This is a genomic window from Pseudomonas sp. MWU318 (assembly GCF_016756945.1).
In the GTDB taxonomy this organism is placed as follows: domain Bacteria; phylum Pseudomonadota; class Gammaproteobacteria; order Pseudomonadales; family Pseudomonadaceae; genus Aquipseudomonas; species Aquipseudomonas putida_A.
Map to the genome: position 1 here is coordinate 158362 of NZ_JAESJL010000008.1, position 17117 is coordinate 175478.

Consider the following 17117-nt stretch of genomic DNA (forward strand, 5'->3'; position numbering starts at 1 on the left):
AACCAGAGTGACTGGGATTCAAATCAGAATTTTTCGCACGCTGACCGCTGCCGGGGCTGAAGGCCATCCGGAGCCTGAGAACGCTTGAGCCCGGCATGCTAGCACAGATGAGCGGTCATCGACGTCATCGAATTGAGGTGTTGCTGATTTGCGCATTTTTGCGGCGCGAAGTGAACTTGGGATATACGCTTTGCCTCAAATAGGCTGAGAATCGTCGCCGATATCAACCCAAGGAGTTTCCGACATGCGCCTTATCCGACTTTTTGCTTTCGCGGCCCCGCTGGCCCTGCTGCTGCCGCTGAGCGCCAATGCGGCCTGGCCTGCCGGCGTCAAAGCCCAGTACATGAACGACTGCACCAAAGCTGCTGCCCAAAGTGTTAATCCAACCGTAGCCAAACAACACTGCACGTGCGGTGCTGATGTTCTGGAGAAGAAATTCACCACGCAAGAAATCGCGCAACTGATGGACAAGAACACCCCGCCAAGTGGTGAATTGGGTCAGCGCGCCTTGAAAGAAATCTCGGTTTGCCGCGTGCAGAAATAAGCGCTGACGAATGTTTTTTCGGGCGTCCAGCAGGCTGAAAACCGCCAAAAAGACCCCGAAATCGATAATTTACGCAGGTTTTATAGCTTTTTTTACACCCTCTTCTTTCGGCTGAAAGCCACTGAAACCGGGGCTTGCAGACATTTCAGAGGTTGAAATCGATGCAATATGAAAGCAAACAGCACGTCCGGGGGGCTACCAAAGCGAACATTTCGACTATGATACTCCGGTGTGCCCAGTTGGCCTGAGCAGCACAGTACTACTGAAAATATATGTTTCTTGGAGATACACCATGTCTAATCGCCAAACCGGCACCGTTAAATGGTTCAACGATGAAAAAGGCTTCGGCTTCATCACTCCTCAAGGTGGCGGTGACGACCTGTTCGTACACTTCAAAGCTATCGAATCCGACGGTTTCAAAAGCCTGAAAGAAGGCCAGACCGTCTCTTTCGTGGCTGAGAAAGGCCAAAAGGGTATGCAAGCTGCACAAGTTCGCCCAGAGTAATTTCCTGGCGCACTAAAAAAACCCCGTCCATGTGACGGGGTTTTTTATGCCAGCAACAAAAGCGGTCTGCGATCAGCCGCAGTTGACGCGAGTGACCACCAGGTTGTTGTCGGTGTTCAGATTCAAGCGATCGGAACGGTACTCCAGAGTGATCATGTCGGTTGGCTTGAGGAAGCGGGCGTTTTGCGCGCCGGCCTTGGCACGAGCCTGATCGAGCAGTTCCGGCGAAGCCTTTTTACCGATGGCAAACTCCGCTGCCTTTGCTTCACAGCGGCTATGACCGGCATCGGTCGCCACAGGATCCTTTGCCGACTCGCTGGAGGTTGTGCTGCAACCGGCCAACATGGCAACGGCCATAAGTGCACCCAGAGACGCGAACTTCAAAGGCATGAAGCCTCCTTTTTTCAAATGGTTAAGCTGAGATCGTGCGACCGCCAATTCGGCGTTTGGTTTCACAGCCGGTGCCATCACCCTGCCCCACGACCCGGAAAAACGCTGAGTCTGCCTGAAGTGCGCGCACCGCATCCTCACGCAATCGTCACCGAATATTAACGAAGCTCAATAGACGTCGATGTAATCGAGCGGCGGATTCGGCCAATTGTCTTTCAGTGCGTTGAAAATCTGCATCACCCAGACTTCATCGCTGGCCGCGACGTTGCCGACATACCCCGAACCCTTGGCCCAGGTCTCCAGGCGAAACAGCAGGCCATCAATATCCTGCCCGCCGGTCACACCGGAAGAAATATAGGCAATCCCACCCTTGGTCACGCGCAGTTGCGTGTGCTCATCATCGCTGGCCGACGCCAGCAACTGGCGCACAGCATCGAGTGTCAGGCCGTCGGGGGTGTTCAAATCGATCTGCACAGCACATTCCTTGGATCAGCCGGAAAAGACCAAGTGTCGCATAGCAAAGCGCTCATGCCTAAGTCGCAGTGCCAAACGCCCGCCAAAGTGGTTAACTCGCTTTCAGACATTCCCGACTTTTCGAGCGCACTCATGAACACCGTAAGCATCTCCGCCGACATCAAGGTTCATTGGCCGAAGGGGCATAGCTCGTACAGCCCGGGCAGTGCGGAGGAGCTGGCGTTGATCAGCATCGATCTGCTGGTCAAGACGATGGGAACCCAGGGCGCACAAACGTTTATCGCCCAGGTGTTCGAGCGGTACCAGCATGACGACGAGAACACGCAGGACACCGAGAGAAAATAAAAACCCGCAGGCTGGCACCTGCGGGTCCCAGCCTTACTTCAAGCGCTTCAGACGCTCAGTCAGCAGATCGAAGAAGCCTTGAGCATCCCCATTTTCCACCCAGAAGGCGTTCTTCGGCGCCTTCAGACCGTCATACCAGTCAACGATGGTCTGGCCAAAAGTCGGACCTTCGCGACTATCCACCACAACGTTGACCGAACGACCAGTGAACAGCTCAGGCTTGAGCAGGTAAGCGATAACGGTAGCGTCGTGCACCGGGCCGCCCGGGATGCCGTAGTGCTCCATGTCACCCTTGATGTACTCGTTGAGGATGTCGCCAACAATCTTGCTTGCGTTGTTGTTCAGTGCAGCGATCTGTTTCAGGCGTGCGTCGCTGGTGAGGATCTTGTGAGTCACGTCCAGCGGCAGGTAGGTCAGTTTCACGCCGCTCTTGAGCACCACTTCCGCCGCTTGCGGGTCGGCGAACAGGTTGAATTCGGCCACCGGGGTGATGTTGCCGCCATTGAAGTGTGCGCCGCCCATGATCACCACTTCCTTGATGCCATTGACGATCTCCGGCTCCTGGATCAGCGCCAGCGCCAGGTTGGTCTGCGGGCCAAGCATGGCGATGGTGATGCTGTGCGGCTTGGCTTTTTTCAGGGTGTCGATCAGGTAGTTGACCGCATTGCCTTCGGTCAGGCCTTTTTTCGGTTCATGCACGGTGACACCCGACAGGCCTTCCTTGCCATGGATGTTCTCGGCGTAGATCGGCGTACGCATCAATGGCTTTGGCGCACCGGCATAGACCGGAACGTCTTCGCGCCCTGCCCATTCGCGAGCCAGGCGAGCGTTGCGCGATGTCTTGTCGAGGCGCACGTTGCCAGCCACGGTGGTCAGTGCACGAATGTTCAGTTCATCCGGCGAAGCCAGGGCGAACAGCAAAGCGACTACGTCGTCGGCACCCGGGTCGGTGTCGATGATCAGGTCGATCTTTTCAGCAGCCTGAGCGCCGGTGGCGGTAATAAAAGACAAAAGCAGCAGACTCCGAAGCAATTGGTGGAGTTTTTGAGCATAGCGGTGCATGGCGCATTCCTTGTGCTGATGAAAATGAAAGGGTCGGAAACCCGATTAGAACGTTACCCCGGCCACCAGCACGATGTTGCAGTACGGCTGACATTCGCCTGTACGAACAATCGCCCGCGCCTGTCGGCTGAGAACCTTGAATTGCTCATGCGTCAGCAGATCGCGCCGACCGAGGGCACCCTCTTCTTGCAACTCGTCCAGCGCGACCAGGGCGGTCGGCTGCTTGTCGAGAATTTCGTTGGCCAGCACATGGCTTTCCACCTGCATCTCGCTGAGCACGACTTTCAGGGTACTGACAAAATCCGGAACGCCGTGGGTCAGCGCCAGATCAATCAATTCAACACCTGGTGGCACCGGCAGTCCGGCGTCACCGATGACCACCATGTCGCCATGGCCCAGGGAGGCGATCAGCCGCGACAACGCGACGTTGAGCAGAGGAGTCTTTTTCATGCGGGTTTGAACGCCTGTACGTCGGACATGGTTGGAATGGAAGGTTGTGCGCCGGCCCGGGTCACAGACAGCGCTGCCGCGACTTGCCCGTACCGGATCGCCTCGGCCTCGGATTTGCCACTGGCGAGCGCCGCCGCAAAACCGCCGACGAAGGTATCGCCCGCGGCGGTGGTATCTACCGCCTGCACCTTTGGCGCCGGGAAGTGCTCGAAACCTTTGCCATTGGCAAACAGTGAACCTTGCGCACCGAGGGTAATGATGACCTTGCCCGCGCCCATTGCGATCAACTGGTTGGCAGCGCTTTCTGCGCTTTGCAGCGAATCGACCGGCAACCCGCTCAACGCGGATGCTTCACTTTCGTTGGGGATCAGGTAGTCGATGGCGGCAAACCAGTCTGCCGGTAGCGGACGACTGGCCGGCGCCGGATTGAGGATCACCGTCTTGCCCAACGCACGTGCACGCTTGAGCGCATGCCCTACCGTTGCATCCGGGATCTCGAGCTGGCAGATAATCACGTCGGCCGCTTGCAGCACCGCATCAAATCGGTCGATCACTGCCGGGGTCATTGCACCGTTGGCGCCAGCAACGATCACGATGGCGTTCTGACTGTTGTCATCGACCACGATCAGCGCCACGCCACTGGAATCTTCAACCGTGCTCACCGCCTGACAATCGATCTGTTCAGCCAGCAATGCGTCACGCAATTGCAAGCCGTAGTCATCGTTGCCAACACAGCCGACCATCGCCACCTGCGCACCCAGGCGCGCAGCAGCGACTGCCTGATTGGCGCCCTTGCCACCGGACACCGTGGCAAAGGAATGACCGATCAGCGTTTCACCGCCCTTGGGCAGCCGTGGTGCCCGGGTGACCAGATCCATGTTCAGGCTGCCTATAACCACTACATTTGCTGGCATACATCACTACTCGTCAATTCGGTTTCAGCGGTACTCGGTGAATACGCCGGACAGCGGCGCAGTCGATTCGCGCAAGACAATACTCGGGGTCACGATCCGCTGATCGGTGACCAGACTCGGGGTAGCAATCCTTCGCAACAACACTTCGGCCGCCATCTCGCCCAACTGCAGGATCGACTGGCCAACGGTGGTCAGCGCCGGGTACACGTAGCGACTCATCTGGATATCGTCGAAGCCGATCACCGACAGCTCGCTTGGCACGCGCACATTGCGCTCGGCCGCCGCGCGCAGTACACCGATACCGATCATGTCGTTACCGGCGAAGATCGCACTCGGCGGATTGCTTTCAAGCAGGATCGCCGCCGCGTTGTAACCGCCAGTACTGGTGAAATCGCTTTCCAGCATGCGCTCGGCGCGTACCTTGATGCCCGCCTCCTGCAGCGCCCGACAAAAACCGGCCTGACGCATTTGCGCCACGCTGGTGCTCGACGGACCACCGATGGTGGCGATGTCACGATGGCCCAGCTCCAGCAGGTGCCGCGTCGCCAGATAAGCGCCATATTCATGGTCAATGCGCACCAGGTCGGCGTCGACGCCATCCAGCCCGCGGTCGACGATGACCATTGGCGTCTTCACCCCGGCCAGCCCTTGCGCGAGCCCGATGTCGCCACCGGCGGAGGCGACGATCAGGCCGTCAATGCGCTTCTCCAGCAGCACGCGCAAATAGCTGCGCTGTTTTTCCGGGTTGTCGTCAGAATTGCAGAGGATCACGCAGTAGCCGTTACGCTCGCAGTAATCCTCGATGCCCCGTGCCAACTCGGCAAAATACGGGTTGAGGCTGTTGGGCACCAATAAGCCAATGGTCGCAGTGGTCTTGGCTTTCAGCGAACGCGCCACCGCACTCGGCACATAGTCGAGGCTTTTGATGGCCGCCTCGACCTTCAACCGAACTTCCTGGCTGACCGGGCGCGTCTTGTTCACCACGTGAGAAACCGTGGTGTAGGAAATCCCCGCGAGCGCCGCCACATCCTTGATCGTTGCCATCTGTTAGCCCCGTCGACTGGCGCGTTGGCTGCGATAGGTATCGAGCACTACCGCGATGACAATCACCGCGCCGGTGATGATGCGTTTGGTTGGTTCGGTCGCGCCGATCTGCGCCAGACCGGCGGCCAGTACCGAAATGATCAACACACCGAAGAAGGTGCTGATCACCGAACCACGGCCACCCATCAGACTGGTGCCACCGATCACCACAGCGGCAATCACCTGCAATTCGAGACCGGAGCCGGCATTCGGGTCTGCCGCTTCCAGACGGGAAATCTGGAACAGCGCAGCGATCCCCGCGAGCAGGCCCATCAGGCTGAACACCAGAATCTTGTAAGGCTTTGGATTGATCCCGGCCAGCCGCACCGCTTCTTCGTTGGTGCCGATACCAATCAGGTAACGACCAAACACCGTGCGGGTCAGCACAGCTTGCGCAATGAATATCACCAGCAAGGCAATGATGAACGACGGCGAGATTCCGAAGGCGATCGGGTTCGACAGCCAGGCAAACGAATCACCGATGTAGGCGGTGCGCGAACCGGTCATCTGGTACGCCAGGCCACGGGCCATTTCCAGCACACCGAGCGAAACGATGAACGACGGAATGCGCCACGCCACGGTGATCGAACCGGTCACCGTTCCCGCCAGTGCCGCCACCGCCATACCCAGCAACGCGGCCGGCAACACGCTCCAGCCCCAGCCGAGAATCGCCACGCTGACTGTCGAGGCGGCAAGCGCCAGCACCGAACCGACCGACAGGTCGATGCCGCCGATGATCAGTACAAAGGTCATGCCCACCGCCAGCACCATCAGATCGGGAATCTGGTTGGCCAGCGTGCTGAAAGTGTCATAGGACAGAAAGTGGCTGCTCATCATCGAGAACAGCGCCACCATCGCCAACAAGGCCCCGGCCAGGCCCAGATAGGTGCCCAGACCGTAGAAATTGCCACTACGTTTGCCGGCGGAAGATGCAGTTTTCATGGGAGATCCCTAGGCGCCGCTTCATTGAGCAACGCATCACGTTTTTGGTAGCCGGCGAACGCGGCGGCAAGCAAATCATCCTGGGTCCAGCTGTCGCGCTCGAAGGTATCGATCAAACGCCCTGCCGACAGCACACCGATCCGATCGCAGATCAGCATCAGCTCGCGCAGGTCACTGGACACCACCACCAGCGCCTTGCCCTGACGCGTCAACTCGCCCAGCAAGGCGTAGATATCGAACTTGGCACCGACATCGATGCCGCGGGTCGGCTCGTCGAACAACAGCACCGAGCAATCGCGCTCCAGCCAGCGGCCGATCACCACTTTCTGCTGGTTGCCGCCAGACAATTCCGACACCAATTGAGTCGGGCTGGAACTGCGGATGCGCATGGCGTTGATCTGACGCTGCGCCAGGGAAGTTTCGTCGCTGGCATTGACGATTCCTGCCCTGGAAATCTCCGGCATGTTGCCCAGGGCGATGTTGGCGCTGATCGACTGACTGAGCAGCAAGCCTTCGCCCTTACGGTCTTCGGTGATCAAGGCAATGCCATGGTTCACCGCATCAACCGGCGAACGCACGCTGACCACCTGCGCCGGCGAACCCAGAGCAATCGTGCCGCTGTCGGCCAGATCGGCGCCGAAGATCAGTCGCAGCAATTCGGTGCGCCCTGCCCCGATCAGCCCGGAAATCCCGAAGATCTCGCCGGCACGCACTTCGAAGGAAACATCGCGCACCTTGTCGGAGCGGGTCAGGCCCTTGACCGTCAGTGCCGGGGCGCCGATCTTGCGCAGGCCCATGTCGATGTGTTCGCCCAGTTCGCGGCCAACCATCAAGGTGACCAGTTGCTCACTGTTGTAGTTGGCCATCGGCTCGACGCAGACCAGATTGCCATCACGCAGCACAGCAATGCGCTGCGCGACGCGCGCCAGCTCTTCGAGACGGTGGGAGATATAGATGATGGAGACGCCACGCGCCTGCAAACGAGTAATCTGCTCGAAGAGCATTTCCACCTCGCGGGCGGTGAGCATCGCAGTCGGTTCATCAAGGATCAGCACATGGCAATCGCCGATCAGGTTGCGTGCGATTTCGACCATCTGTTGATGGCCAATGCCCAGTTCGCCGACCAGGGTGTCCGGGTCAATGGCATCGAGGCCGACCTGCGCCATGGCTTCGATCGCGGCTTTGCGCAATTGCTTGCGACTGATCCAGCCGCCGTTGCTCGGCAGGTTGTCGAGAAACAGGTTTTCCGCCACCGACAGGGTCGGCAGCAGATTGAGTTCTTGCATGACCATGCGCACGCCAAGCTCTTCGGCCTGGGTGCGGCTGCCCGGACGGTAGTCCTTGCCCTGGAATTGCATCTGACCGGTGGTGGGCGTAACCAGCCCCCCAATGATCTTCGACAGCGTGCTTTTACCGGCGCCATTCTCGCCGGTCAGCGCCAGCACTTCACCGCGCATCAGCGTCAAGTCGATGCCCGTGAGCACCGGTTGCGCATAGGTCTTACCGATACCGCTGACCGAGAGGACAGCGTTCGGGGCGGAAACTGACATAAAAAACTCTCCATGCGCTCGTCCGGACGGACGAGCGCCGTTGTGTCGCCGGAAGACTTACTTAGTGACCAACTCGACTGGCGTTTCGATCACGCCATTGACGCCGCTCTCGACTTTTTCGCCCTTGAGGATTTTCAGCGCAGTCTCGATACCGAACACGGCCTGCCTGGCAGCGAACTGATCGGCCGTCGCCAATACACGACCATCCTTGAGCATCGGCTTGATCGCATTGATGTTGTCGTAACCGACCACTTGCACCTTGCCCGCCTTGCCGGCAGCACGCACAGCGGAAACAGCGCCAACGGCCATGCTGTCGTTACCCGCCAGCAGCGCTTTCACATCCGGGTATTCGCTGAGAATCGAAGCCGCAACCTTGTTGCCCTTGTCGATCTCCCAATCACCGGATTGCAAGGAGACAACCTTGATCTGCGCCGCCTCCATCGCATCCTTGAAGCCTGCGGTGCGTTGCTGGGCGTTGGTGGTGGTGGATACGCCTTCGATGATGCCGACCTCGTCACCGGCCTTCAGTTGCTTGGCCAGGTATTCGCCGACCAGACGCGCACCTTTGCGGTTGTCCGGGCCTACGAATGGCACGCTGATGTTTTTGCTTTTGACGATCTGCGGATCGAGCTGGTTGTCGATGTTGATCACGGTGATGCCGGCATCGACGGCTTTCTTGATCACCGGCACCATGGCTTTGGAATCGGACGGTGCGATAACGAGCGCGTTGACCTTGGCCAGAATCATCTGCTCGACGATACGGGTCTGGCCGGCGGTATCGGTCTCGTCCTTGATGCCGTTGGAGATCAGGTCGAAGTCGGCGGAGTGTTCTTTCTGGTAGGCCTTGGCGCCATCTTCCATGGTCAGGAAGAATTCGTTGGCCAGGGATTTCATGACCAGTGCGACTTTGGGTTTTTCCGGGGACTCGGCGAAAGCCGAAGAGACAGGTAGTGCGGCGGCTGCGGCAGCCAACATAGCGACAGCAAGAAGACGTCCAGCGAATGGCAGCTTCATGGGTTCACTCCGATCTTATGATTATTGTGAGCAACGCTCGCGCTGGCGTAAGCTTCAGCGCTCTCTTCCGGATAATAGTGCACCGGGGAAGCCGCGCAAACGTTTGCGTAGACCGAACTATGCGAATCCCGTCGACATTTGTCAACAATCAGAAATCGTCGTTGTATTGCGGGGCGCAATCGTCTGATTCGCCCTTTACCGCTTAAGCCGTGGTGCTGACCAGGTTGCCGCTGGTGGAATCCTTGGACATTTCCTTGACCAGTGCCGCTGCGACTTCCATCAGCGCGCCGCTGGTTTGCGCGATCTGCCCCTGAACGGACATCACCGCCTGTGACTTGGCCTCGGGCGTCGGATAGCTCGCCGCCTGAGCCGCCGCCAGTTGCTGTTGCTGCTCCTGCAGTTGCTTCTGCAATTCCTGCATGCGTTTGAGCAGCATTTTCACGGTAACGCTCAGACTGTCGCCGCTGTCAGCGCTATCCGCCTTGCTGGCTTCTTGCGCAGGACCACCGGTGCGGACTTGATTGCTCGGTTCTTTTTCAACGCCAAGCGCCTCGTCGGCCGCATCCGCTTCCGCCTGGTTCATTGCATTGATTGTCGCTGCGGTTTTACCGCCAATGGTGACTGAGCCGGGATTTGAAAAACCGATCGTCAGTGACATGTGAACTCCCTAAATAAACGTTTCCTTCCACAGCCATCGGCTTGCTGACGGTTTTCTTTAGCAGAAAACCTGAAACCGACAAGCCGTTGCGGTCGCCAGGAGGTGCAGTCCCTTTCGGTGAACCGAACACGAAAGCTTCCTTTGTTCGGAAACCCGGATAAGCCATTCGTTCAAGAATCCGAAAACTTAAAAAATATTGATATAAATCATCAGGTTAAACATTTCTCTAAAGCAAAGTAGCGCTGGTACAGATCCTGCTCCCTAGCCTGCACCCCGGGCATTCAGATCGGCTCGGGGCGCATCTAGATGAACCTGCATCAGCACCGTCTCACTACTAGAGAGAAAAATAATGAAATCTGCTTTCAACACCTTGGTTCCGGGCGCTTTGGCCCTCCTCCTGCTCCTGCCCACTGCCCTTCAGGCAAAAGAAGTCGAAACCCAGACCAAACTCGCCAACGTCGTGGTGCTTGCCACGGGCGGCACCATTGCCGGTGCCGGCGCCAGCGCAGCCAACAGCGCCACCTATCAAGCGGCCAAGGTCGGCATTGAACAACTGATCGCCGGCATCCCCGAACTGAGCAAACTGGCGAACGTGCGTGGCGAACAAGTCATGCAGATCGCTTCGGAAAGCATCACCAATGACAACCTGCTGCAACTGGGTCGCCGCGTATCCGAACTGGCCGACAGCAAAGACGTCGATGGCATCGTCATCACCCACGGCACCGACACCCTGGAAGAAACCGCGTACTTCCTGAACCTGGTGGAAAAAACCGACAAACCGATCATCGTGGTCGGCTCGATGCGTCCGGGCACCGCCATGTCGGCGGACGGCATGCTCAACCTGTACAACGCCGTCGCCGTCGCCAGCAGCAAAGAAGCGCACGGCAAAGGCGTGCTGGTGACCATGAACGACGAGATCCAGTCCGGTCGCGACGTGAGCAAGATGATCAACATCAAGACCGAGGCGTTCAAAAGCCCTTGGGGCCCGCTGGGCATGGTGGTCGAAGGCAAATCCTACTGGTTCCGCTTGCCGGCCAAGCGTCACACCATGGATTCGGAATTCGACATCAAGAACATCAAGAGCCTGCCTGACGTAGAAATCGCCTACTCCTACGGCAACGTCGACGACACCGCCTATAAGGCTCTGGCCCAGGCCGGCGCCAAAGCGATCATCCATGCCGGTACCGGTAATGGTTCGGTGTCCTCCCGCGTTGTGCCATCCCTGCAAGCCCTGCGTAAAGACGGCGTGCAGATCATCCGCTCGTCCCACGTCAACGCCGGCGGCTTCGTCCTGCGCAACGCCGAACAGCCTGACGACAAGTACGACTGGGTGGTCGCTCACGACCTGAACCCGCAAAAGGCCCGCATCCTGGCCATGGTCGCCCTGACCAAAACCAACGACAGCAAAGAACTGCAACGGATGTTCTGGGAATATTGATTGCCCCTCGCCTGACCCTTTCGGGTCGGGCAACCTGCTCACCACTCGCCCGCGCGGCGGGTGGTGCTGCCACTTACGCTGAGCGCGACTTTTTCGTACAAAATAATCGACCCGACTTACACCAAAAGCGGAAAAGCGCTGTCAGAGGATTTTCTTGAATTTTAAGCAGTTGCGAAAATGCTTACAGTTAAATACTGTATGCACGTACAGCTTAATAAGGATAACCTCGTGGCCACCTCTCCTGATGCTCCTGACGCTTACGAACGCATGGGCATGCGCGTTCAGAAAATCATCAATTCCCCTACCGCACAAAAAGCCAAAGCCGCGCTGATCTTTCGTCTGCCGGACGAGCCTGTGGATGCATGGGAGCAACTGCTCGAGGAAATCGACGAGAACGACAACGTCACACTCGCCTATCGCGACGATGGCGGCGTGCAGATTTTTTGGGTTGTGCCGAAGGAAGATTGATTCAATGAGTGTCCGCTGTTTTGCTTTGCTGCTGCTGTTCATCGCTTTTGGCGCCCAGGCTGGCGCCCCCCGCACCTTTACCGAGGCCAAGAAAGTCGCCTGGAAACTCTATGCACCGCAGTCCACCGAGTTTTACTGCGGCTGCAAATACACCGGCAACAAGGTGGACTTGAAGGCTTGCGGCTACGTACCACGTAAAAACGCCAAGCGCGCCTCGCGCATCGAATGGGAGCACATTGTTCCGGCGTGGGAGTTCGGTCACCAGCGTCAATGCTGGCAGTCGGGCGGGCGCAAGAACTGCACCCGCTATGACCCGAGTTACCAGAAAGCCGAAGCCGACCTGCACAACCTGGTGCCGAGCATTGGTGAGGTCAACGGTGACCGCAGCAACTTCAGTTATGGCTGGCTACCGGTGCAATCCGGGCAGTACGGCTCGTGCCTGACTCAAGTCGATTTCAAGGCCAAGAAGGTCATGCCGCGTCCGTCGATTCGCGGCATGATCGCGCGCACCTATTTCTACATGAGCAAGCAGTACGGCTTGCGCCTGTCGAAACAGGATCGGCAGTTGTACGAAGCGTGGGACAAGACTTACCCGGTGCAGGACTGGGAACGTCAACGCAATCAGAGCGTGGCGTGCGTGATGGGACGCGGCAATGAATTTGTCGGCCCGGTAAACCTGAAAGCCTGCGGCTGATTCTTCAGCGCAAAAGAAAAGGCCTCGAACGTGATGTTCGAGGCCTTTTTTGTTTTTAGCTGCCAGCCTTGTTGTAGCGCCAGTAGCCCATCAGATTGAGTGACTCACGGGAGATACCGCATTCCTTGATCAGGTATTTGCGCAGACGCATGACTGCCGCGCTTTCTCCGGCAATCCAGCCATAAAATCCTTCAGGGGCCGTGTTGGCGATCTCCCAGAGTATGTCTTTGTCGATATCGACTTCGGCGAGTTCGGCAGCTTGCCCGACCGAGGAATCCTCTGCCGGCAGGAACGCCTGCTGTACTGCCTCTACCATCAGCGCCCCAGCCACTACTTCTGGCGCCTGATCGCGAACCAGCCACTGCACCGACAGCCCAGGCCAATCCGGCACCGGGAGCATGTCTGGTGCGCTGTCCACTTCAAAGTAAGCCTGAGTCTGAGGCGGTTCAGCCATGGCAGCCAACTCGTCAAGAATGCCCATGGCGGCCGGCAATGCCGTGGCATCGGCCACCAGCAAAACCTCCTTGAGCACCTGCGGCGGTTTCCATTCGAACCCGCCGGCGTCCTGTGCCGAGAAATTACTGTCGGGGGCAAGAATCTGCATCGACGCTCCCGGCTGCGCACGCAGCGCCCAGCGCGACGCGGGACCGGTCTCGCCGTGCAGGACAAAATCGATGTCTACTTCGCCTTGCTCGACGCGCAAATGACGAATGGTGTAAGTGCGCATTGCTGGCCGCCGGCTCGCCAGCATCGAACGAAATCGGGTGTACCAGCCCTCCTCCTGCGCGAGATTCGCGGGCGTTCCATCTTCGGCAGGGAAGAACAGTTTGACGCGCTGATCCGGCGCCCAAGTGGCCATGCCACCTATCGAAGGGTCGGCGAGCGTGATCCGCATCATGTGCGGACTCACCAGCGTCTTGCGGTGCAAAACCGCATTGAAGAGTTTGTAGGGAGCGGCGGAGGCCATGCGGAGCTCCTTCGGGAAATCGTGATTGACTCGTATAAGACGAGTCACCGGCGATATCCTTTAGGCCGCTCCGCTGAAAGCGCTGCTTACGGCGCGAGCGGATGCTCGACGATCACCGACTCGACGTTCTGCTTCTTCGCCTTCACCAATGCCACATCCACCTCTACCTTGCGCGCTTGCGCGTCGGCCTGGGAGTTGAACGGACCAATCAGGATCCGCGTCTTGCCGCTGCTGTCCTTGATCACGGTCGGCACAAACGCATGCTCGATCAACCAGCCACTCAGGTCACTGACAGCCTGAGGCGTTTCGCCGCGTACTTCGAGGTCCCATTGCGGGGTGGACGCTGCCGCAGGTGCGGCCGCGACGGCCGTTTTCGGCTTCTGCACGTCTACACTCTTGCCTTCACCACATCCCGCCAATGCCAGTGCCGCGACCATCCAGACCAGTTTGCGCACAACGCTTTCCTCGAAAATCACAAAGCGGCGATCTTAACATTCATAAATACTTCGCGAGGCCCGCAAAATGGGCACAAAACAACGAGATTGATGATTGCAGCCTCTGTATAGTTACGCCCTGGGAATTAATGCCGCATCTGCGCGTCAGAAAGAGGCACCCAAACCGTGAGACTTCGCACTAATCTATACGTACCACCGACCTCTGCACTGTCTGAATCAGGTGCCCTACAAAGCAATCAAGGAGAAGACCATGCTGATACTCACCCGCAAAGTCGGTGAAAGCATAAATATTGGTGATGACATTACGATCACCATCCTCGGCGTAAGCGGTCAGCAAGTCCGTATCGGCATCAACGCCCCGAAAAACGTTGCTGTGCACCGTGAAGAGATCTATCAACGCATTCAGGCTGGCCTGACCGCCCCGGACAAGCCACAAACGCCCTGAGCCACCCCGCAGTCAGTAGCCAGTCCGTTTGCCTTCGCGTAAGACTGGCTAAAGATTCACGCGCCGTATTGCCATCCGCGCCCCACTCCGCTGGGCACGGCGCCTGACACTCTCCTCGCCTTTACCCCCTCTTCTGCTGCAGCGCGATACTACCTGCGACTACACAGGCTGGCTGTCAGACGTTTCCGAGAGAACACAGGGAATTGCTCCTTGTTAGCCGAACGTCACGCCGCGCGCCATGCCGCTAGCTGCAATCACCATCAGCACCAACAGCAGCGCCTCGACATGGCTGATCCGCGCGAACAGCTTTGCACGCGCGGTATCGAGCGCCCTGCCCCGCGCCAATGCAATCCGCCATTTGACCAGCGTGATCATCGGCGCCAGCTCTGCTAGCAGAATCAGCACGAACAACGTCATCTTCAAATGAAACAGCGGCTGATGCAGATAGTAGTCAGTGCCCTTTTCGAAGCCACCGAAGGCGCGTATGCCTCCGGTGACCAGTAGCACCAGCGCGGCAATCCCCCAAAGATTATCGGCAAGCAAAACTCGCCTGGCCTCGCCGACGCCCGCCGCCAGACGATTGAACGCCGTGCCGCGGGTCAACACAGCCCAGAAGCCCAAGGCAAAAGCCAATAGATGAATAGCGGCAAGCAACCAATGAACCAGCATCGACGAACTCCTTTGAGAAAGCCCTGGAAAACGCCAGTCAGTAGTAGTCGAAAAAAACCGGATTCGCCTGCACACAGCAGTGGGACTGGAAAGCTTCGCGCAGGAAGCAAGGAGACAGAGCGGGGAATCCGCCAAATTGCAGGCAAAAAAAATCCCAAGCAGCTGATGGAAGCTTGGGATTTAAAAATGCATAAACCGTGGTGGTGAACGCGGGACGGATGTTACTGAAGTTCACGATCAGCAACAACATTTTTTTGATAACCGGACGGTTAAAAATATCGGTAACCCGTTCAATATCCACACTTTTTCGACGGATCCAAAAAAAGAACAGAACGCCATATCAGCAGGCCGTGTTATTTCGAAACACGCTAAGCGCTTGGGTAACGGAAGCGGCGAATTGTCGAGGGGTGCGCTGAGGTGGGGGTTTTGCAAATCGCAGACAACAAAAAAGGGCCCACCTTTCGGTGAGCCCTTCTAGACCGCCCAGCAGAGCGGATTTTGTTTGGTAGGCGCGATTGGACTCGAACCAACGACCCCCACCATGTCAAGGTGGTGCTCTAACCAACTGAGCTACGTGCCTGCTGTGAGGCGGCATTCTACGGAATTCCGGAGGGGTGTCAACACCTTTTTTTCACCTAACCCTATGAATATGCAAAATATTTAATTTCGGGCCGGTGAAGAAGATTTTTCCGGTGGCTGGCGGAGGTTTTTCAACTCGGGTAGGATCGAAGCACTCGTAAAATATATTAAACAGAGGCTGCAGGATGGCGAACACCCCTTACCCAGAGTCTTATTACGCTGCGTCGGCCAATGCCGTACCGCCACGTCCGGCCTTGCAGGATGATGTGGAGACGGATGTCTGTGTGATCGGCGCCGGGTATACCGGGCTATCGTCGGCGTTGTTTCTGTTGGAGAACGGTTTTCGCGTGACGGTACTGGAAGCGGCCAAGGTCGGCTTCGGTGCGTCGGGGCGTAATGGCGGGCAGATCGTCAACAGCTATAGCCGCGATATCGACGTCATCGAACGCACGGTTGGCCCCAAGCAGGCGCAACTGCTCGGGCAGATGGCCTTCGAAGGCGGACGGATCATTCGGGAGCGCGTGACCAGGTACAACATCCAGTGCGACCTGAAGGACGGCGGCGTGTTCGCCGCCCTCTCCGCCAAGCAGATGGGTCACCTGGAATCGCAGAAGCGCCTGTGGGAGCGCTTCGGCCATACGCAACTGGAACTGCTCGACCAGCGCCGCATTCGCGAAGTGGTGGCGTGCGATCAATACGTCGGCGGCATGCTCGACATGAGTGGCGGCCACATTCATCCGCTGAACCTGGCCCTCGGCGAAGCCGCTGCGGTCGAGTCACTCGGCTGCACAATCTATGAGCAATCGCCAGCCGTGCGTATCGAGCGCGGCGCCAACCCCGTGGTGCACACGCCGCAAGGCAAGGTCAGGGCCAAATTCATCATCGTCGCCGGTAACGCCTACCTCGGTAATCTGGTGCCGGAACTGGCGGCCAAATCGATGCCGTGCGGTACTCAGGTGATCACCACTGAACCGTTGGGCGATGATCTGGCGAAAACCCTGCTGCCACAGGATTACTGCGTCGAAGACTGCAACTATCTGCTCGACTACTACCGACTGACCGGCGACAAGCGTCTGATCTTCGGCGGCGGCGTGGTTTACGGTGCGCGGGATCCGGCGAACATCGAAGCGATCATCCGCCCGAAAATGCTCAAGGCGTTCCCGCAACTGAAGGACGTGAAGATCGACTACGCATGGACGGGCAACTTCCTGCTGACCCTGTCGCGCTTGCCGCAGGTTGGGCGCCTGGGCGACAACATCTACTATTCGCAAGGCTGCAGCGGCCACGGCGTGACGTACACGCATCTGGCCGGCAAGGTACTGGCCGAAGCGTTGCGCGGTCAGGCTGAACGTTTTGATGCGTTTGCCGATCTGCCGCACTATCCGTTCCCGGGCGGGCAGTTGCTGCGCACGCCGTTTGCGGCATTGGGTGCGTGGTATTACGGGTTGCGTGACAAGCTGGGGTTCTGACT

General features: G+C 58.1%; 22 protein-coding genes and 1 tRNA gene. 8 read left to right on the forward strand and 15 right to left on the reverse strand.

What is annotated here, in order from left to right; all coding sequences use genetic code 11:
* The first annotated feature begins 244 nt into the window (after positions 1–244).
* Together JN524_RS19460 and JN524_RS19465 are read left to right on the forward strand one after the other, a co-directional pair.
* On the forward strand, positions 245–544 hold the full coding sequence (locus tag JN524_RS19460) for a hypothetical protein (RefSeq protein WP_139055543.1): 300 nt from the start codon (positions 245–247) through the stop codon (positions 542–544).
* Positions 545–836: 292 nt separating this feature from the next.
* A complete protein-coding gene (locus JN524_RS19465) occupies positions 837–1049 on the forward strand; it encodes a cold-shock protein (protein WP_003179963.1) in 213 nt (70 codons plus the stop codon).
* A gap of 72 nt (positions 1050–1121) precedes the next feature.
* On the opposite strand, the gene JN524_RS19470 is transcribed toward JN524_RS19465, so the two are convergent.
* Together JN524_RS19470 and JN524_RS19475 are read right to left on the reverse strand one after the other, a co-directional pair.
* Positions 1122–1439: an I78 family peptidase inhibitor gene (locus JN524_RS19470; protein WP_007961248.1), complete on the reverse strand. Its 318-nt coding sequence runs from the start codon at positions 1437–1439 to the stop codon at positions 1122–1124.
* A 168-nt stretch (positions 1440–1607) separates the two neighbouring features.
* A complete protein-coding gene (locus tag JN524_RS19475; protein WP_096796177.1) occupies positions 1608–1913 on the reverse strand; it encodes a hypothetical protein in 306 nt (101 codons plus the stop codon).
* A 132-nt stretch (positions 1914–2045) separates the two neighbouring features.
* Between JN524_RS19475 and JN524_RS19480 the strand changes: the two genes are divergently transcribed.
* Entirely contained in the window at positions 2046–2258 is a 213-nt protein-coding gene (locus JN524_RS19480) for a hypothetical protein (protein ID WP_202370396.1), read from the forward strand.
* Between the two features lie 33 nt (positions 2259–2291).
* On the opposite strand, the gene JN524_RS19485 is transcribed toward JN524_RS19480, so the two are convergent.
* The 8 genes from JN524_RS19485 to JN524_RS19520 all read right to left on the reverse strand — a co-directional run bounded on the left by JN524_RS19485 (position 2292) and on the right by JN524_RS19520 (position 9931).
* The gene (locus JN524_RS19485; RefSeq protein ID WP_202370397.1) at positions 2292–3320 is read right to left on the reverse strand and encodes a nucleoside hydrolase; all 1029 of its coding nucleotides are present in this window, start codon (positions 3318–3320) and stop codon (positions 2292–2294) included.
* A 45-nt stretch (positions 3321–3365) separates the two neighbouring features.
* Positions 3366–3770: a D-ribose pyranase gene (gene rbsD, locus JN524_RS19490; RefSeq protein ID WP_027611553.1), complete on the reverse strand. Its 405-nt coding sequence runs from the start codon at positions 3768–3770 to the stop codon at positions 3366–3368.
* Positions 3767–4684, reverse strand: a complete 918-nt coding sequence (rbsK, locus tag JN524_RS19495) for a ribokinase (protein WP_202370398.1) — start codon at positions 4682–4684, stop codon at positions 3767–3769. Before rbsK ends, rbsD begins: the two co-directional genes overlap by 4 nt.
* A 24-nt stretch (positions 4685–4708) precedes the next feature.
* Positions 4709–5728: a LacI family DNA-binding transcriptional regulator gene (locus JN524_RS19500; protein WP_027611551.1), complete on the reverse strand. Its 1020-nt coding sequence runs from the start codon at positions 5726–5728 to the stop codon at positions 4709–4711.
* A gap of 3 nt (positions 5729–5731) precedes the next feature.
* On the reverse strand, positions 5732–6709 hold the full coding sequence (locus JN524_RS19505) for an ABC transporter permease (protein ID WP_007961238.1): 978 nt from the start codon (positions 6707–6709) through the stop codon (positions 5732–5734).
* Complete coding sequence (locus tag JN524_RS19510) at positions 6706–8259, reverse strand: sugar ABC transporter ATP-binding protein (protein WP_202370399.1); 1554 nt, start codon at positions 8257–8259, stop codon at positions 6706–6708. Before JN524_RS19510 ends, JN524_RS19505 begins: the two co-directional genes overlap by 4 nt.
* Positions 8260–8316: 57 nt before the next feature.
* Positions 8317–9273 (reverse strand): sugar ABC transporter substrate-binding protein, encoded by a 957-nt coding sequence (locus JN524_RS19515; protein WP_202370400.1) that lies wholly within the window; start codon positions 9271–9273, stop codon positions 8317–8319.
* A gap of 202 nt (positions 9274–9475) precedes the next feature.
* Positions 9476–9931 (reverse strand): hypothetical protein, encoded by a 456-nt coding sequence (locus tag JN524_RS19520; RefSeq protein WP_027611549.1) that lies wholly within the window; start codon positions 9929–9931, stop codon positions 9476–9478.
* A gap of 349 nt (positions 9932–10280) precedes the next feature.
* On the opposite strand from JN524_RS19520, the gene JN524_RS19525 reads away from it, so the two are divergent.
* The 3 genes from JN524_RS19525 to JN524_RS19535 all read left to right on the forward strand — a co-directional run bounded on the left by JN524_RS19525 (position 10281) and on the right by JN524_RS19535 (position 12531).
* On the forward strand, positions 10281–11369 hold the full coding sequence (locus tag JN524_RS19525; protein ID WP_027611548.1) for an asparaginase: 1089 nt from the start codon (positions 10281–10283) through the stop codon (positions 11367–11369).
* Positions 11370–11546: 177 nt separating this feature from the next.
* A complete protein-coding gene (locus tag JN524_RS19530) occupies positions 11547–11837 on the forward strand; it encodes a DUF1654 domain-containing protein (RefSeq protein WP_003226395.1) in 291 nt (96 codons plus the stop codon).
* A 4-nt stretch (positions 11838–11841) separates the two neighbouring features.
* The gene (locus JN524_RS19535) at positions 11842–12531 is read left to right on the forward strand and encodes an endonuclease (protein ID WP_064588319.1); all 690 of its coding nucleotides are present in this window, start codon (positions 11842–11844) and stop codon (positions 12529–12531) included.
* Positions 12532–12586: 55 nt separating this feature from the next.
* Here the strand turns inward: JN524_RS19535 and JN524_RS19540 are convergent, their stop codons facing one another.
* Positions 12587–13498 (reverse strand): siderophore-interacting protein, encoded by a 912-nt coding sequence (locus JN524_RS19540; RefSeq protein WP_202370401.1) that lies wholly within the window; start codon positions 13496–13498, stop codon positions 12587–12589.
* A gap of 86 nt (positions 13499–13584) precedes the next feature.
* On the reverse strand, positions 13585–13953 hold the full coding sequence (locus tag JN524_RS19545) for an SPOR domain-containing protein (RefSeq protein ID WP_202370402.1): 369 nt from the start codon (positions 13951–13953) through the stop codon (positions 13585–13587).
* 250 nt (positions 13954–14203) lie between these two features.
* Between JN524_RS19545 and csrA the strand changes: the two genes are divergently transcribed.
* Positions 14204–14398, forward strand: coding sequence for a carbon storage regulator CsrA (gene csrA, locus JN524_RS19550; RefSeq protein ID WP_003179932.1), 195 nt, complete (start codon positions 14204–14206; stop codon positions 14396–14398).
* 213 nt (positions 14399–14611) lie between these two features.
* Here csrA and JN524_RS19555 read toward each other — a convergent pair whose 3' ends face one another.
* The 3 genes from JN524_RS19555 to JN524_RS19565 form a co-directional block, all read right to left on the reverse strand.
* Complete coding sequence (locus JN524_RS19555; protein ID WP_202370403.1) at positions 14612–15067, reverse strand: DUF2214 family protein; 456 nt, start codon at positions 15065–15067, stop codon at positions 14612–14614.
* A 37-nt stretch (positions 15068–15104) separates the two neighbouring features.
* Positions 15105–15368, reverse strand: a complete 264-nt coding sequence (locus tag JN524_RS19560) for a hypothetical protein (protein ID WP_202370404.1) — start codon at positions 15366–15368, stop codon at positions 15105–15107.
* Between the two features lie 202 nt (positions 15369–15570).
* A tRNA-Val gene (locus JN524_RS19565) sits at positions 15571–15647 on the reverse strand.
* A gap of 184 nt (positions 15648–15831) precedes the next feature.
* On the opposite strand from JN524_RS19565, the gene JN524_RS19570 reads away from it, so the two are divergent.
* On the forward strand, positions 15832–17115 hold the full coding sequence (locus tag JN524_RS19570) for an NAD(P)/FAD-dependent oxidoreductase (protein ID WP_202370405.1): 1284 nt from the start codon (positions 15832–15834) through the stop codon (positions 17113–17115).
* Positions 17116–17117: the final 2 nt, after the last annotated feature.

Excerpts from the sequence above, each read along its gene's own strand:
- JN524_RS19555 (WP_202370403.1), bottom strand. The coding sequence starts at position 15,067 with ATGCTGGTTCATTGGTTGCTTGCCGCTATTCATCTATTGGCTTTTGCC.
- JN524_RS19465 (WP_003179963.1), top strand. The coding sequence starts at position 837 with ATGTCTAATCGCCAAACCGGCACCGTTAAATGGTTCAACGATGAAAAA.
- JN524_RS19515 (WP_202370400.1), bottom strand. The coding sequence starts at position 9,273 with ATGAAGCTGCCATTCGCTGGACGTCTTCTTGCTGTCGCTATGTTGGCT.
- JN524_RS19505 (WP_007961238.1), bottom strand. The coding sequence starts at position 6,709 with ATGAAAACTGCATCTTCCGCCGGCAAACGTAGTGGCAATTTCTACGGT.
- JN524_RS19570 (WP_202370405.1), top strand. The coding sequence starts at position 15,832 with ATGGCGAACACCCCTTACCCAGAGTCTTATTACGCTGCGTCGGCCAAT.
- rbsK (WP_202370398.1), bottom strand. The coding sequence starts at position 4,684 with ATGCCAGCAAATGTAGTGGTTATAGGCAGCCTGAACATGGATCTGGTC.
- rbsD (WP_027611553.1), bottom strand. The coding sequence starts at position 3,770 with ATGAAAAAGACTCCTCTGCTCAACGTCGCGTTGTCGCGGCTGATCGCC.
- JN524_RS19485 (WP_202370397.1), bottom strand. The coding sequence starts at position 3,320 with ATGCACCGCTATGCTCAAAAACTCCACCAATTGCTTCGGAGTCTGCTG.
- JN524_RS19460 (WP_139055543.1), top strand. The coding sequence starts at position 245 with ATGCGCCTTATCCGACTTTTTGCTTTCGCGGCCCCGCTGGCCCTGCTG.
- JN524_RS19500 (WP_027611551.1), bottom strand. The coding sequence starts at position 5,728 with ATGGCAACGATCAAGGATGTGGCGGCGCTCGCGGGGATTTCCTACACC.
- JN524_RS19530 (WP_003226395.1), top strand. The coding sequence starts at position 11,547 with ATGCTTACAGTTAAATACTGTATGCACGTACAGCTTAATAAGGATAAC.
- JN524_RS19520 (WP_027611549.1), bottom strand. The coding sequence starts at position 9,931 with ATGTCACTGACGATCGGTTTTTCAAATCCCGGCTCAGTCACCATTGGC.
- JN524_RS19535 (WP_064588319.1), top strand. The coding sequence starts at position 11,842 with ATGAGTGTCCGCTGTTTTGCTTTGCTGCTGCTGTTCATCGCTTTTGGC.
- JN524_RS19540 (WP_202370401.1), bottom strand. The coding sequence starts at position 13,498 with ATGGCCTCCGCCGCTCCCTACAAACTCTTCAATGCGGTTTTGCACCGC.
- csrA (WP_003179932.1), top strand. The coding sequence starts at position 14,204 with ATGCTGATACTCACCCGCAAAGTCGGTGAAAGCATAAATATTGGTGAT.
- JN524_RS19510 (WP_202370399.1), bottom strand. The coding sequence starts at position 8,259 with ATGTCAGTTTCCGCCCCGAACGCTGTCCTCTCGGTCAGCGGTATCGGT.
- JN524_RS19470 (WP_007961248.1), bottom strand. The coding sequence starts at position 1,439 with ATGCCTTTGAAGTTCGCGTCTCTGGGTGCACTTATGGCCGTTGCCATG.
- JN524_RS19525 (WP_027611548.1), top strand. The coding sequence starts at position 10,281 with ATGAAATCTGCTTTCAACACCTTGGTTCCGGGCGCTTTGGCCCTCCTC.
- JN524_RS19480 (WP_202370396.1), top strand. The coding sequence starts at position 2,046 with ATGAACACCGTAAGCATCTCCGCCGACATCAAGGTTCATTGGCCGAAG.